The sequence below is a fragment of the Gracilibacillus sp. JCM 18966 genome, assembly GCF_055392695.1.
Genome location: NZ_AP043883.1, coordinates 1,792,118 through 1,807,381 on the forward strand (window position 1 = coordinate 1,792,118; position 15,264 = coordinate 1,807,381).

Here is a 15,264-nt window from a genome sequence, read left to right on the forward strand (position 1 = left end):
GAGACTGGACGTGGAATAGGGGTTGAGTAAATGAGAAAATACAATGCTGTTTTTTGGATAGCACTTTCCATCTGTGCCCTCATTGTTTTATGGGGCATGATTGATCCAAAAAATTTGAAGGATTCAACACAAGCAATCACTACATATATTTCTGAATATTTTGGCTGGTATTATTTACTTATCATCATGGTTTTCTTAGCTTTTTGTATTTATCTTATTTTTTCTCGTATAGGGAAATTGCGGTTAGGTAAAGACAATGAAAGACCTGAATATTCAACCGCTTCATGGTTTGCCATGCTTTTTAGTGCAGGTATGGGAATGGGGTTAGTATTTTGGACTACAGCAGAGCCTATCTCACATGCTTTTAAAAGCTCACCAAATGCAGAAGTAGGATCGAATGAAGCGATTCGCGAGTCATTACAATATTCCTTCTTTCATTGGGGAATTCACGCATGGGCGGTATATGCTATTGTCGCCTTAGCACTCGCTTATTTTAAATTTAAAAAAGATTATCCAGGACTAATTAGTGCTACCCTTACACCTGTTTTTGGGGAGAGGGCAATGAAAGCGACTCCTGGTAAATTAATTGATATCTTAGCCATTTTTGCAACAGTCGTCGGTGTGGCATCCACGCTAGGCTTTGGATCTGCTCAGATTAATGGTGGTCTAGCTTATCTATTTGATACACCTAATAATTTTACGATGCAGCTTGTTATTTTAGCTGTGGCGACTGCCCTTTTTATTTTATCTGCATGGTCAGGGATTGGTAAGGGGATCAAATACTTAAGTAATATTAATATGGGGCTAGGATTTTTCTTATTACTTTTGTTATTTATTGTAGGTCCTACACTTTATATTCTGAATATGTTTACTGCTACATTAGGAAGCTATATCGCTAATTTTTTCGATATGAGTTTTCGTCTTGCCCCATTAAATGAAAAAGGACGTACTTGGATTGATAACTGGACGATCTTCTATTGGGCATGGTGGATATCATGGGCTCCATTTGTCGGTATATTTATTGCAAGAATATCTCGTGGTCGAACGATTAAACAATTTATGGTCGGAGTATTATTCGTACCAGCCCTAGTCTGTTTTATTTTTTTCGCAGTCTTTGGGGTATCTGCGCTAAATATTGAACAAAATGGAATAGAGGCAATTTCTGAATATACGTTAGAGACCACAACTTTTGGGATGCTGCAGCATTATCCATTAGGTGACTTTATGGCTTTAATTACGGTCTTTGTGATCGCGATTTTCTTTATCACTTCTGCCGATTCTGCTACCTTTGTCTTGGGAATGCTTAGTTCTAATGGATCAATTAATCCAGCAAATTCGATCAAAATTGCTTGGGGGTTAGCAATGTCAGCGATGGCTGCCATTATTGTATACTTTGGTGGAACAGCGGGATTACAGAACATGCTAATTATTGCCGCACTCCCATTTTCGGTAATTATGATTCTGATGCTAGTATCCTTTCTTAAGATAGTAAATAAGGATGTTAGAAAGGATAAAAAACCAAGAAAAAGAGTGAGTTAATTTATTTTGCTGATTACTGAATATTTAAAAAAAGAACCTCCGGACTATTTCATTCGGAGGTTTATGCTTTTGCTGATAAGGAATATAGTCAATATAAAGGCTTTGATTGCATAAATTCTCCTAAAATCATTTGTCTTTTGCTACAATAAATATAACAAATGGAAGACAATTGTGGAGATTGTATCTAGATTAGATGGGAGTATGAATATGGATATTTTATGGTGGATATTAATCATTGCTTGTTTTGTGCTGGCATTTGTAGGGATTGTTTTTCCGATTATACCGGCAGTGTTAGTAATCTGGGTGGGATTTTTTCTGTATCAATTTTTATTGACAACAGACAATATTGGCTGGGTCTTTTGGATTGCAATGGCCATTTTAACGATTATATTAATCCTGTCTGATATTATTGCAAATAGCTACTTTGTCAAAAAATATGGTGGCTCCAAGTGGGGCGAGCGGATGGCGGGTTTAGGAGTGATTGTCGGTTCCTTTATCATTCCGCCGTTTGGGATTATTATCGTTCCATTTATCTTAGTCATTATCACAGAATTAATACAAAAAAGAACGAGTGGTGATGCAATGAAGGCAGCATATGGTTCCTTACTTGGTTTTTTAGGTGGGACAGTTGCTAAAATCGTCATTCAACTAATGATGATCATTTGGTTTTTCATCGCCATTTAAATACATCGAGGTGTTAGCAATGGAAAGAGTATTGACGATTGCAGGTGCTGCTGCACAAGGAAGTGCAGGAATTCAAGCAGATTTAAAGACGTTTCAGGAAAGAAACGTCTATGGAATGTCTGCAATCACAGCAACAGTAACCAATCAATCAAGAACAGAAAAGAAAATTTTTTTGCGTACGATAGAGGAAATCGAAGCACAGCTATATACAGCAGTAGAAAAGGTAGGAATCGATGCGATCAAAACTGGAATGCTTTTTTCTACTACTATTATTGAAAGGGTAGTGACATTCATAGCGCGAAACAAGTCCCCTTATTTAGTAGTAGATCCAGTCATGATTGGCAAAATGGGCTCTCAATTATTAGCAGATGATGCGATCGAAGTATTGAAAAAGCAATTAATTCCTTTGGCCACCATTATAACGCCAAACCGATTAGAAGCAGCAAGGCTTTTAAATAAAAAAATCCCCGAAACGGTAGAGGAATTAAAGGCATATGCCGTTCAATTACATGAGCTAGGCGGTTCCTATGTATTTGTAAAAGGTGGGAAAATGGAAGGGAAGGCAGTAGATGTATTGTATGACGGAGAAAGCTGTCACATATATGAGACAGAATTTGTTGATACGATACATACAAGTGGTGCTGGATGTAGCTTTGCGGCTTGCTTAACTGCTGAATTAGCAAAAGGAGTCGAGATAAGGGATGCAATCGAGATAAGCAAATCTTATGTCTATTATGCGATTAAGCATAGCTTATCCTTTGGAAAAGGGGTGGGCTCCGTTCAACCAGCAGCCTACCGCTTGTTTCATAATTCTACTCAATAAAAGAAGTGGTGGGGTCATAATTATATAAGGTGAATGAGAGTCCGAACAATCCTCTGATTGAGCGTAGTCAAAATACGGAGACTCTTATGGGAACAGCACGAGCTGAAGATCCACTTTGCAAAACGGGTTTCTTTGCAAAGTTAGCAGACCACCGTGCCCACAGTAAAGGAAACACTGCGAAAGTTTACTTGAGCAGATGTTGACTTATGCCCGATGGGTAAAAGCGGAGTATTTTGACGGAGCGGTTACAGTGCAGAAATACCAACGTTCGGATTTTCTCTATTTTATTACTCTTTTGTCCCAATCTCTTTTCTTTTTTTTGTTTAAATAAACAGAAATTTGGAAAAAAGTGAAACCATGTTTATTTTTGGACGTATATATTAATAGAGGTAAAAGTATTTAATGGAGGTGTCTGCGTGCAACCAGCAATGCAGTTAAAGAATGTGAATAAAAGCATTGGTAAGAAAAAAATTATTAAAGACTTAAGCTTTGAGATTTATCCAGGTGAAGTTTTCGGATTTTTAGGACCAAATGGGGCCGGAAAAACGACAACGATTAGAATGATGGTAGGTCTAATGAAGATATCGGCAGGGGATATTCTAATTAATGGGGTAAGTGTGAGCAAAAATTATAAACAAGCAGTCCGACAAGTTGGGGCTATTGTGGAAAATCCAGAAATGTATCCATTTATGAGTGGATGGAAAAATTTAAAGCATTTTGCTCGAATGATACCTGGTATTACGGATGAACGTATCAAGGAAGTGATTGCATTAGTAGGTTTAGAGAAGGCAATTCATGAAAAAGTAGGAAAGTATTCCTTAGGTATGCGTCAGCGTATTGGAGTGGCTCAGGCATTATTACATAATCCTTCTATTCTTATTTTAGATGAACCAACCAACGGACTCGATCCTGCAGGAATAAGAGAAATAAGACAGTATATTAGAAAACTTGCAGAGGAAGAAAATGTTGCGGTCATTGTTTCTAGTCACTTATTATCAGAAATTGAGCTTATGTGTGATCGAATTGGTATTATTAAAAATGGAGAGCTTGTAACAGTGGAAAAGGTTGCAGATGAGTCAAACGAAGATCAAGATCTTCAAGTATTGATAGAGGTCTCTCCTATTGATACAGCAGTTAAAGTGATAGAAGATGCCTTTAACATATCGGCATCCATAGAAGAGAACAAATTAGCTATCAAAACAAAGAAGGAAATCATACCTCAGATCATTCAAGAACTAGTGAAACACCAGCTAGAAATCTATGAAGTAGTAACAAATAATGCTAGCCTTGAAGATAAATTCTTTGAAATGATTGGAGAGAACACGATTGCGTAACTTTTTTTCTTTAATAAATAATGAACAAATCAAGCTCTATAGTCGATTTTCGACATGGTCGATGTATATAATCCTTGCTGGTATTATCCTAGCATCAGGATTAATTACCTTCTTCTTTTCAGATGGACTTGAGGAATATGGAGATAATTGGCGAGAAGAATTACAAGCAAAAAATGAAGAATATTTAGAAATGCAAGCAGAAGACGAAGTGTTTGGTGATATTCATGCATATGATATTGCCAAAAATGAATATTACTTAGAGAACGATATTAAGCCCTTGTCTTATGATGCATGGCAATTTGCCCTGGAGAACGCAGGCTTAACCATGTTAGTTAGTTTATTTACGATCATTGTTGCTGCAAGTATCGTATCAAGTGAGTTTAAATGGGGGACGATTAAGCTTTTATTAATTCGCCCAATTTCTCGAGGTAAGATTTTATGGACAAAATATGTGAATGTATTAATCTTTTCTATTTCGATGCTTATATTCTCCTTTTTAATTAATTTAATCATTGGAGCTATTCTATTTGGTATAAATGGATTAAGCCCTAATATAGTAATAGAAGGGGCAAATGGGTTTGAACAAGTAAGTGTTGTTTCTGAAATATTGACAAAGTACGGCTTAAATATGGTAAATTTAATCATAATGGCTACATTCGCTTTTATGATCTCCACTTTATTTAGAAATAATAGTATGGCAATTGGACTTGCGATTTTCTTGATGTTCGCAGGGGATATCATTGTGAGTTTCCTGTCTAAATACGATTGGGCGAAATTTATATTATTTGCAAACACGAATTTAAATCAATATATGGGGAATCAAAGCCCTGTAATTGATGGAATGACCTTAGGCTTTTCCATAACCGTGCTTGTTGTATACTATATTATCTTTTTACTTGTTTCATGGTTATCCTTTACAAGAAGAGATGTAGCTGGACATTAAAGAGAGGAGAATGAAAATTGAGAAGAACTGCTGAAGTAGTATTAACCTTTATTGGAGCATTTGTTTATTTAATTGGCGCTTTTTTAGGAGGTATGTTTACGATGTTCGAAGACCTCCTAAACCAACAAGAGTTTGTTGATCAAGTAGAACAAACCGACCCTAGTCTTAACCCTAAAGATATTGAAATGGTGTTAGAAAGTGCAAGTAGCTTCGGTGTATATATTCTAGTCATTTCGATTGCTGCTATCGTTCTAGGAATTGTTTCCATGTTCTTGTTTAAAGGAAATAATAAACCAAAGGCTGCAGGTATTATTCTGATCGTAGTTGGGGGATTATCCACTTTACTTACCATTGGCTTTGGTATCTTTGCAGGAATATTCTACATCATTGCAGGTATTATGGGAGTTGCCCGTAAACCAAAGCAGGAAGTATCCCTCGAACAGTATTAATAAAGATCACAACGTTCCACGATATATTTTGGAATCAAAGCCAGACATTAATTCGTGTCTGGCTTTTTCTTCTTTCTCCGTTTGAGAAGAACAATGGTGATAACGAAGATTATCAATAAAAGAACGATAATCGGTGCATTACCAATTAAAAAAACAAAAATGGTAGATACCAATGTGACTAGAAATTGAATACTTTCTTTAAATTGTTCCTTCGTTTTTTCCCAGGTACTAGCCGACTCGTTTTGTACGGATGGTAAAGAGGTATTATTTTCTTTGATAAAGAGATCAATTGTAGCAAAGTCTGATTGGTTTTCTAAATATTTAATTTTACCCGTTAGTTGTTCTATTTCTTCTTGTACTTCCGCTAAATCGGCAGATATTTTTAGTAAATCCTCTGTTTTCTCTGCCTTTTCCATAAAGGAAAGCAAGCGTTTTTCCACTACCTCTTTTGCTTCTAGTCTTGCGGTTAAATCCACATATTGCTCTGTTACATCCTCCCCGCTAACAGCTTTCTCCTGCACCTTCATATTACCTTCATCTAAAATCGTCAAAAAGGATTGAAATTGCTTTGCCGGGATTCTTACGGTCATGCTTCCTTGTTGGGTTTTTTCTTCTTGATGCTGAGAAGCTTGAGACGAAACGATATAGCCACCTTTTTTTAAGGTTTCCTCTTCTATAAATTTAGTTGCTTCAGTGAAATTAGAAGTTTCAATGGTTAGACTGGCATTATAGATGATTTTTCGGTTAGCAACCTCTGTTTCTGTGGCATTCGAAGAATCGTTAGCATTCTTATCATTCTCTACAGCCGATTCAGTTTGTAGATTGTTTGCTCGACTATCTTCTTTATTGGCCATACTGAAATCCTGTGGAGCTTCAGCTTGCTCGTCCGCTGTACTTTCCGCTAATTCACTACTATCATTGTTCGAACAGGCTGTGAGAAATAGAATCAAAACAAAAATGAATAAGCACCATTTTTTAAACATAGGAACCCCCTTTTTTTAGATTAGACGTCCGATCTGTTGATTGGTTACAAGAAATTGAAATTAATAATTATTCATTTCCTTGTATGATTTACGGCACTGTCCTAAGCAAAACGTATTTATGTAAATAATACTTTTGTTAGTTAGCGTAATAATTCAAACGACTTTTTAAAAAAATAAATTTTTTTCAGCATAACTATTGAATTAATATACTGAATAGTGCATAATAATACATAATTACTTTAAACGAATAGGAATTAATAGATATTAGACTTAAGGAGAGATTATTAATGAGTAAAGAAAAAGTAGTATTAGCATATTCTGGGGGACTTGATACTTCTGTTGCTATTAAATGGTTACAGGATAAATATAATTATGATGTGATTGCAGTAGGCTTAGATGTAGGGGAAGGTAAGGATTTAGAATTTGTTAAAAATAAAGCGATCGATGTTGGTGCGATTAAATCTTATTCAGTTGATGCAAAGCAATTGTTTGCAGAAGATTTTGTATTACCTGCACTTCAAGCGAACGTCATGTATGAAAATAAATACCCGTTAGTTTCCGCACTTTCTCGTCCATTAATTGCAAAAGTATTAGTAGACATTGCAGAAAAAGAAGGTGCGGTTGCCGTTGCGCATGGTTGTACTGGTAAAGGTAATGACCAAGTTCGTTTTGATGTGGCATTTACAGCACTAAATCCAGAACTGAAAATTGTAGCACCAGTTCGTGAATGGAAAATGACTAGAGACGAAGAAATTAAATATGCAGAAGAAAACGGTATTCCTATTCCAATAGATTTAGATAGTCCATATAGTGTTGATCAAAACCTGTGGGGACGTGCGAACGAATGTGGTATTTTAGAGGATCCGTGGGCAGTTGCTCCGAAAGATGCCTTTGAGCTAACAGTTGATCCTATTGATGCACCTGACCAACCAGAAATTGTCGAGATTGAGTTCAAACAAGGAAAACCTGTTGCCATTAATGGTGAAGAATATCCATTACACGAATTAATCTTAAAATTAAACGATATAGCTGGTAAACATGGTGTTGGAAGAATTGATCATGTCGAAAACCGCCTTGTAGGTATTAAATCACGTGAAATTTATGAAGCACCTGCAGCGATCACTTTAATTAAAGCACATCAAGAGATCGAATCCATCACTTTGCCAAGAGAGGTGACGAAGTTTAAGCCAGTGGTAGAACAGCAATTAGAGCAGGCAATTTATGATGGTTTATGGTTTACACAGCTAACCGATGCGTTAAAAGCATTTATTACAGAAACACAAAAATATGTAAATGGTGTAGCAAAGGTTCAACTATACAAAGGTCAAGCATTTGTTGTTGGTCGTAAATCGGATAATTCACTGTATGATTTCAATTTAGCGACATATAACAAGGGTGACGCATTTGATCATGAAGCAGCACTTGGCTTTATCAAGCTTTGGGGCTTACCAACAAAAGTGCATTCAACAGTGAATGATGTTCATGCAGACAAAGCAAAAATTATGGAAAAAACGAAAATTGATATAAAGGAATCAGTGACACAATGAAATTATGGGGCGGACGTTTTACAAAACCAACAAATGAATTAGTAGATGAGTATACAGCATCCATCAGCTTCGATCAAAAGCTTGCACAATATGATATTCAAGGTAGTCTTGCACATGTAGAAATGCTAGCAAAATGCGAGATTATACCGAAAGAAGATGCAGAGAAGATTAAACAAGGCCTACAGGTAGTTGCAGAAAAAATAGCAACAGGAAAAGCAGAGCTAACCGAAGCAAATGAAGATATTCATATGAACGTAGAAAAACTTTTAATCGATGAAATAGGTGCTGTCGGTGGTAAGCTACACACCGGGAGAAGTAGAAACGATCAGGTGGCATTAGATATGCGTCTGTATCTAAGAGATGCACTAGTAACATTAGTGGAGCTTTTAACCAAACTACAGGATGCTTTAATTAAGCAGTCTAACGAGAACCTTGATACGATTCTTCCTGGCTATACACACCTACAACGTGCGCAGCCAGTATTGTTCGCCCATCATATGATGGCATATGTCTCCATGTTCGAGCGAGATGTAGAGCGGCTAAAAGATAGCTATAAACGCGTCAATCGTTCCCCATTAGGAGCAGGGGCGTTAGCGGGTACGACCTTTCCAATTGATCGCCATTTCGTAGCAGAGCAATTAAATTTCGATGGTGTGGTGGAGAATAGCTTAGATGCCGTGAGTGATCGGGATTTTGTTGTCGAATTTTTGTCCAATGCATCCTTAGTGATTATGCACTTATCTCGCTTAAGTGAGGAGCTCGTGCAATGGTCAAGTGCAGAATTTAATTTTATTGAATTAGATGATGCCTTTTGTACAGGAAGCAGCATGATGCCACAAAAGAAAAACCCAGACGTAGCAGAGCTTGTTCGTGGTAAGTCTGGTCGAGTTTATGGACATTTAATGGGCATGTTAACAACACTAAAGGGTTTACCAATTGCGTATAATAAAGATATGCAAGAGGACAAGGAAGGTATGTTTGATACAGTAGAAACAATCAAAGGCGCATTGGCATTATTTGCACCAATGATTGAAACAATGGAAGTGAAAAAGGATAATATGTATGCAGCAGTTGCGGAGGATTTTTCGAATGCTACAGATTTAGCAGATTATTTAGTAAACAAGGGTTTACCTTTCCGTGAGGCGCATGCAGTAGTTGGGCAAGTGGTGCTTCATTGTATCCAAGAGAACAAGTATTTGTTAGACCTTCCGCTTGAGGCGTTCAAACAGTTTTCTGACCTTATCGAAGAGGATATTTATCAAGTACTTTCGCCTAAAACGGTTGTCAATGCAAGAGACATTGTCGGAGGAACCGCGAAAAACAGAGTAGAGGATCAAATAAAGCTTGCTAGCAGTCGATTAGAAGAAAGCAAGCATTGGATAGCAGTTTTTGCAGAAAAAGTAAATGTACTAAAGAAAAACTAAGTCCCTTCCTTATAAGAGGCTTAGTTTTTCCTTTCCTTTATCGAACAAAATGAAATGAGAAGTAAAAGTTCTCATTTTTTTGTAAAAATAAATGCATAAATATAAATTTTATAGTATAATTATAAGAAATTGAAAATTCATCTTTAAATGAATAGATACAGTTTCTTGGTTTGACAAGGAGGAGATAATATTGCAGCAAACAAAAGGTTATCTTGTTTTAAATACTGGGGATGTTTTAGAAGGTAAATGGCTAGGAGCCCCGAAAAAAATGGAAGGTGAGCTCGTATTCAATACTGCAATGACAGGCTATCAGGAAGTGATGACAGATCCATCCTATGCAGGACAAATTGTTACGATGACTTATCCATTGATCGGAAATTATGGCTGGAATGAAATCGACTATGAAAGCTTAAAGCCCTCTGTCGCGGGTTTTATTGTATCAACATTAAGTGAAAACCCCGAGCATTATGAATCGAAAAATACAATGATTGAGATTCTTGAAAAATATCAGATATCTGCATTAGCTAATATTGACACACGTGCACTAACTAGGATTATTCGAGAAAAAGGGGAAGTGTATGGCAAAATTACGGACGATCCGGCTGACAAACCAATACTGAATGATGTTGATCCAGCAGTCGTATCCAGTGTATCAACGAAGGAAAAGCTTTTCTATAAAACAAGTAATCCTGCAAACCATCCAACCCCGCACGTTGTCGTGATGGATTTCGGTTATAAGCATTCGATTACCCATTCATTACTAGAACTGGGCTGCGATGTTACAGTTGTACCATATGATACGGCTTTCCTTGAGATTCAACGAATAGCTCCAGATGGTGTATTATTATCCAATGGACCTGGAGATCCAAAAGCATTAAAAGATTTATCTGAAAATATCAAGCAAATTTCCGAGAGTTTTCCGACATTAGGAATTTGTTTAGGCCATCAGTTGATAGCTTTAGCACATGGTGCGACAACGAAGCGCCTTCCATACGGACACAGAGGAAGTAATCATCCAGTCAAAGATTTACAAACTGGTAAAGTCATGATTACCTCACAAAATCATGGCTATGTTGTAGATTATGATTCTGTTAATAATACGAATTGGTATGTATCTCATATCAATGTTAATGACAAATCGGTGGAAGGATTAAAACATAAATCACTGCCTTTAATGACCGTGCAGTTTCACCCTGAAGCACATCCAGGACCAATTGACACACACCATTTATTTGTAGATTTTATTCAGCAGTTTATTACTAAGGGAGAGAGACAGCATGCCTAAGTTGACAGATATAAAAAAAGTATTAGTAATTGGCTCCGGACCGATCGTTATCGGTCAGGCAGCCGAATTTGATTATGCTGGTACACAAGCATGTCTAGCTTTGAAAGAGGATGGAGTAGAAGTTGTTCTTGTTAATAACAACCCAGCAACCATTATGACAGATGAAAATATTGCCGATAAGGTTTATTTAGAACCATTAACGTGTGAATCGATAACGAAAATTATTGAAAAGGAACGACCTGATGGAATCTTGCCAACATTAGGTGGGCAAACCGGCTTGAATATGGCAGTACTCTTAGATGAGGCAGGAGTGCTAGAAAAATATCAAGTTACCTTATTAGGAACACCGCTTGAAACTATACAAAAAGGGGAAGACCGTGAAATATTCAAATCAATGATGAAGGAAATTAAAGAGCCAATTGCCGAAAGCTTGTCCACTTCTTCTGTTGATGAAGCACTCGATTTTGCTAGGAAGGTTGGTTATCCAATGATTGTACGTCCTGCATATACACTAGGCGGGGCTGGTGGTGGAATAGCGGATACAGAAGAAGAGCTCCGTCAAATTGTGAAAAACGGCCTTCATTATAGCCCAATTAATCAGGTATTAATTGAACAAAGTGTAAAGGGATGGAAAGAGATTGAATACGAAGTAATGCGTGATTCCAATGATACTTGCATTATTGTTTGCAACATGGAAAACTTTGATCCAGTTGGTGTGCACACAGGGGATAGTATTGTTGTAGCACCTTCTCAAACGTTAACAGATCGCCAATATCAAATGCTCCGAACTTCTTCTGTAAAAGTGATCCGTGAATTAGGTGTGATTGGGGGGTGTAATATTCAATTCGCTTTAAATCCGGAAAACGATGATTATATTATTATTGAGGTAAACCCTAGGGTTAGTCGTTCCAGTGCTCTTGCATCCAAAGCAACCGGTTATCCAATAGCTCGGATTGCTGCTAAAGTTGCTCTTGGCTACCACTTAGATGAGGTCATTAACCCAATTACTGGTGATACATATGCCAGCTTTGAACCAGCGATCGATTATATTGCAGCCAAAATTCCGCGTTGGCCATTTGACAAATTCACACAAGCAGACCGATTACTTGGTACACAAATGAAAGCAACTGGTGAGGTGATGGCTCTAGCGCGCAATTTTCCAACTGCTATCAATAAAGCGATTCGTTCATTAGAGATCGGTCTCGACTCTATTTATCTACCTGGTATAGAGAAATGGACAGACGAAAAGCTTGTGCTAGCTTTAGATAAAGCAACTGATGAGCGATTGTTTGTTGTTACGGAAGCATTAAGACGTGGAAAGACAGTGGAGGAAATCCATAACATTACCCAAATTAATAATTATTTTTTGTATGAGTTAGAAGCAATGGTTAAAAAAGAGAAGGAGCTTGCCACAAAAGAATGGGATCAAATAAAAGTAGAGGATATTAAAGAGGCGAAAAGCTATGGCATATCTGACACTGCTCTTGCCAAAATATTAAATGTTTCAATTGAACAAATACAAGAAAAAATAAAAACAGAGAAATTAGCCCCATCCTTTAAGATGGTGGATACTTGTGCGGCGGAATTCTCTGCTGAAACCCCATATTTTTATAGTTCATGGAATGAAAGAGACGAGGTAGAAGCTCTAAGTGGTGAGAAGAAAATGATCGTACTGGGGTCTGGTCCAATACGGATCGGACAAGGGGTAGAATTTGATTATTGCTCCGTACATGCGGCTAAATCATTACAAGATCAAAAGATAGATGCCATTGTTATTAATAACAATCCAGAAACTGTCAGTACGGATTTCAATACAGCAGACCATTTGTATTTCGAGCCACTAACAGTGGAGGATGTTTTACATGTTGTTAGAAAGGAACAGGCTGAAGGAGTGTTAGTACAGTTTGGAGGCCAAACAGCGATTAATCTAGCAGACGGATTACAAAAAGCTGGTGTGAAGATTACAGGTACAGCTCTTGAAGCAATTGAAGCAGTGGAGGACCGTGACCAGTTTTATCAATTATTACAGAAATTAAACATCCCTCATATCCCAGGTGATACGGTAATGGCAGTAGAGGATGCAAAGGCAGTAGCCGAAAAAATCGGTTATCCTATCCTCCTTCGTCCATCGTATGTAATCGGTGGTCAGGGCATGGTCATCCTTTATAGTGAAACACAACTAGTCAATTATTTAGCAAATCTTGAGCAAAGCTCTCACGATAATCGCATCTTTCCACTCTTAATTGATCGTTATATTGAAGGCTACGAGGTCGAAGTGGATGCGATTTGTGATGGAGAGGATATTTTAATACCAGGTATTTTTGAACATGTAGAAAAAGCAGGAGTTCATTCAGGGGATAGTGTTGCTATTTTCCCTTCCCCTACTTTAACGGAAGCACATAAACAAACGATAGAAGCATATACACAGCAGATATCAAAGGCATTACATGTAAAAGGGATCATGAACATTCAATTTGTCCTAAGTGAAGATCGAAAAACAATTTATGTCTTGGAGGTAAACCCTCGTGCATCACGTACAGTCCCTATTGCAAGTAAGGTAACAGGAGTTCCAATGGTGGATTTAGCTACTCGTGTTCAAATGGGTGAAGCATTACAGGATCAAGCATGGAAATTAGGACTTCACCGTGAGGTCCCATACTACGCAGTAAAAATGCCGGTATTTTCCACAAATAAATTACCTGGTCTTGATCCGATCCTCGGTCCTGAGATGAAATCAACTGGGGAAGCAATCGGAATTGGAACAACCGTAGATCAAGCGATGGCTAAGGCATTTGGTTGGAAGGAGAATAGCTTAAAAGCTCTTACTGTAAATGATGTAATCTTCTTATCCTTAACAAAGGTAGATAAGGTACTAATCGAAGCATTACAACTACTCAATATACAGATTGAGGTAGATCCAAAAACAAAAGCCTTATTAGAAACGGAAGGTGTAACCATAAGTAAGGTAGTTAGTTTAGAAGTTGCGACCAACAATTGTCTTGATGAAAAATATGCCCTGATTGCTGATACGAACCGTACAGGAGAAAAAGATGAACATGTTGTTCTAAGAGAGGCAGGCTTGAAATCTGATACATTATGCTTCTCATCTAATGAGACATTAGTAGCCTATTTAAAAGCAACAGAAGAGGCTTTAGAGGCACCTCAATCCATCCAGACCTATCGAAAAGACAAGAACCAAGTGAATAAGAAGGAGCGTGTGATCGGATGAGTTATAAAGAAAAGTTAAAAGGCAGAGATTTACTTACATTAGCGGACTACTCAAAAGCAGAAATCAGCTATTTATTAGAATTAGCTGACCAAATTAAGCAAAAAAGAAAAAAGGGCGAGATTTATGAACCTTTAAGAGGAAAAACATTAGGCATGATCTTTGAGAAGTCATCAACTCGTACACGCGTTTCCTTTGAGGCAGGTATTTATCAGCTTGGTGGAACTGGTCTATTTTTAAGTGCCAATGATATACAAATTGGTCGTGGGGAACCAATTTCTGATACAGCTAAGGTTTTGTCAGGTTACTTGGATGGTATAATGATTCGTACTTTTTCTCAACAGGATGTAGAGGATTTAGCCGAGAATGCTACGATTCCTGTTATTAATGGTCTTACAGATGAGTATCATCCATGCCAGGTTCTTGCTGATTTGCAGACAATGAAAGAAATAAAAGGTAAGCTTGAAGGCTTAAAACTCGCCTATATTGGAGACGGGAACAATATGGCACATTCCTTAATGATTGGCTGTGCCAAGATGGGCTTAGACGTAGCTATCGCAGCGCCAAACGGTTATCAGCCGAAAGACGAAATTACAGCAGTCGCTAAATCATTTGCTGAAGGAACGGAGGTATTAGTGACAGACGATGTTATCGAGGCTGTAAAAGATGCTGATGTCATCTATTCAGACGTATGGGCAAGCATGGGGCAGGAAGCTGAGCAGAATGAACGGGAAAAGGCATTTGCTGCTACTTATCAAGTAAACACGGAGCTTTTCTCCCATGCAAAGGAAGATGCCATATTCATGCATTGCCTTCCAGCGCACAGAGGAGAGGAAGTAACGTCAGAAATTATTGATGGGCCACAGTCTGTCGTATTCCAAGAAGCAGAAAACAGATTACATGCACAAAAAGCATTGATGGTTGCATTGATGGGTAGCTAGATTCCAATTAGGGATCTAGCTTTTTTCCTCTTCATTTGCAGTTCATATTTCATTATTGATATAATAGAATGAATTGTGAGTTATTT

12 protein-coding genes are annotated in these 15,264 nt (G+C 37.6%); 11 read left to right on the forward strand and 1 reads right to left on the reverse strand.

Annotation, left to right across the window (positions count from 1 at the left end):
- The first annotated feature begins 30 nt into the window (after positions 1-30).
- The 6 genes from ACZ5N5_RS08565 (at position 31) to ACZ5N5_RS08590 (ending at position 5,772) form a co-directional block, all read left to right on the forward strand.
- Positions 31-1,539, forward strand: coding sequence for a glycine betaine uptake BCCT transporter (locus ACZ5N5_RS08565; protein WP_277678195.1), 1,509 nt, complete (start codon positions 31-33; stop codon positions 1,537-1,539).
- Between the two features lie 207 nt (positions 1,540-1,746).
- Positions 1,747-2,223, forward strand: coding sequence for a DUF456 domain-containing protein (locus tag ACZ5N5_RS08570; RefSeq protein WP_277678194.1), 477 nt, complete (start codon positions 1,747-1,749; stop codon positions 2,221-2,223).
- Between the two features lie 19 nt (positions 2,224-2,242).
- On the forward strand, positions 2,243-3,046 hold the full coding sequence (gene thiD, locus ACZ5N5_RS08575; RefSeq protein ID WP_464373639.1) for a bifunctional hydroxymethylpyrimidine kinase/phosphomethylpyrimidine kinase: 804 nt from the start codon (positions 2,243-2,245) through the stop codon (positions 3,044-3,046).
- A 428-nt stretch (positions 3,047-3,474) separates the two neighbouring features.
- A complete protein-coding gene (locus ACZ5N5_RS08580; protein WP_054788231.1) occupies positions 3,475-4,380 on the forward strand; it encodes an ABC transporter ATP-binding protein in 906 nt (301 codons plus the stop codon).
- Entirely contained in the window at positions 4,373-5,323 is a 951-nt protein-coding gene (locus ACZ5N5_RS08585) for an ABC transporter permease (protein ID WP_277678193.1), read from the forward strand. The genes ACZ5N5_RS08580 and ACZ5N5_RS08585 overlap by 8 nt, the downstream gene beginning before the upstream one ends.
- A gap of 17 nt (positions 5,324-5,340) precedes the next feature.
- On the forward strand, positions 5,341-5,772 hold the full coding sequence (locus ACZ5N5_RS08590) for a DUF4064 domain-containing protein (protein ID WP_109984804.1): 432 nt from the start codon (positions 5,341-5,343) through the stop codon (positions 5,770-5,772).
- Between the two features lie 47 nt (positions 5,773-5,819).
- On the opposite strand, the gene ACZ5N5_RS08595 is transcribed toward ACZ5N5_RS08590, so the two are convergent.
- Positions 5,820-6,755, reverse strand: coding sequence for a DUF4349 domain-containing protein (locus ACZ5N5_RS08595; RefSeq protein ID WP_109984805.1), 936 nt, complete (start codon positions 6,753-6,755; stop codon positions 5,820-5,822).
- Between the two features lie 287 nt (positions 6,756-7,042).
- On the opposite strand from ACZ5N5_RS08595, the gene ACZ5N5_RS08600 reads away from it, so the two are divergent.
- The 5 genes from ACZ5N5_RS08600 to argF all read left to right on the forward strand — a co-directional run bounded on the left by ACZ5N5_RS08600 (position 7,043) and on the right by argF (position 15,178).
- Positions 7,043-8,302 carry an argininosuccinate synthase gene (locus ACZ5N5_RS08600; RefSeq protein ID WP_109984806.1) on the forward strand — a complete coding sequence of 420 codons (1,260 nt, stop codon included), beginning with the start codon at positions 7,043-7,045 and terminating at the stop codon, positions 8,300-8,302.
- Entirely contained in the window at positions 8,299-9,726 is a 1,428-nt protein-coding gene (gene argH, locus ACZ5N5_RS08605) for an argininosuccinate lyase (RefSeq protein ID WP_277678191.1), read from the forward strand. Before ACZ5N5_RS08600 ends, argH begins: the two co-directional genes overlap by 4 nt.
- A 190-nt stretch (positions 9,727-9,916) precedes the next feature.
- Complete coding sequence (locus ACZ5N5_RS08610; protein ID WP_464373640.1) at positions 9,917-11,011, forward strand: carbamoyl phosphate synthase small subunit; 1,095 nt, start codon at positions 9,917-9,919, stop codon at positions 11,009-11,011.
- A complete protein-coding gene (carB, locus tag ACZ5N5_RS08615) occupies positions 11,004-14,240 on the forward strand; it encodes a carbamoyl-phosphate synthase (glutamine-hydrolyzing) large subunit (RefSeq protein ID WP_464373641.1) in 3,237 nt (1,078 codons plus the stop codon). Before ACZ5N5_RS08610 ends, carB begins: the two co-directional genes overlap by 8 nt.
- Positions 14,237-15,178: an ornithine carbamoyltransferase gene (argF, locus tag ACZ5N5_RS08620; RefSeq protein WP_464373642.1), complete on the forward strand. Its 942-nt coding sequence runs from the start codon at positions 14,237-14,239 to the stop codon at positions 15,176-15,178. Before carB ends, argF begins: the two co-directional genes overlap by 4 nt.
- Positions 15,179-15,264: the final 86 nt, after the last annotated feature.

Coding starts and splice junctions, on each gene's coding strand:
- argF (WP_464373642.1), top strand. CDS start 14,237: ATGAGTTATAAAGAAAAGTTAAAAGGCAGAGATTTACTTACATTAGCG.
- ACZ5N5_RS08595 (WP_109984805.1), bottom strand. CDS start 6,755: ATGTTTAAAAAATGGTGCTTATTCATTTTTGTTTTGATTCTATTTCTC.
- ACZ5N5_RS08600 (WP_109984806.1), top strand. CDS start 7,043: ATGAGTAAAGAAAAAGTAGTATTAGCATATTCTGGGGGACTTGATACT.
- ACZ5N5_RS08570 (WP_277678194.1), top strand. CDS start 1,747: ATGGATATTTTATGGTGGATATTAATCATTGCTTGTTTTGTGCTGGCA.
- ACZ5N5_RS08580 (WP_054788231.1), top strand. CDS start 3,475: ATGCAGTTAAAGAATGTGAATAAAAGCATTGGTAAGAAAAAAATTATT.
- carB (WP_464373641.1), top strand. CDS start 11,004: ATGCCTAAGTTGACAGATATAAAAAAAGTATTAGTAATTGGCTCCGGA.
- argH (WP_277678191.1), top strand. CDS start 8,299: ATGAAATTATGGGGCGGACGTTTTACAAAACCAACAAATGAATTAGTA.
- thiD (WP_464373639.1), top strand. CDS start 2,243: ATGGAAAGAGTATTGACGATTGCAGGTGCTGCTGCACAAGGAAGTGCA.
- ACZ5N5_RS08565 (WP_277678195.1), top strand. CDS start 31: ATGAGAAAATACAATGCTGTTTTTTGGATAGCACTTTCCATCTGTGCC.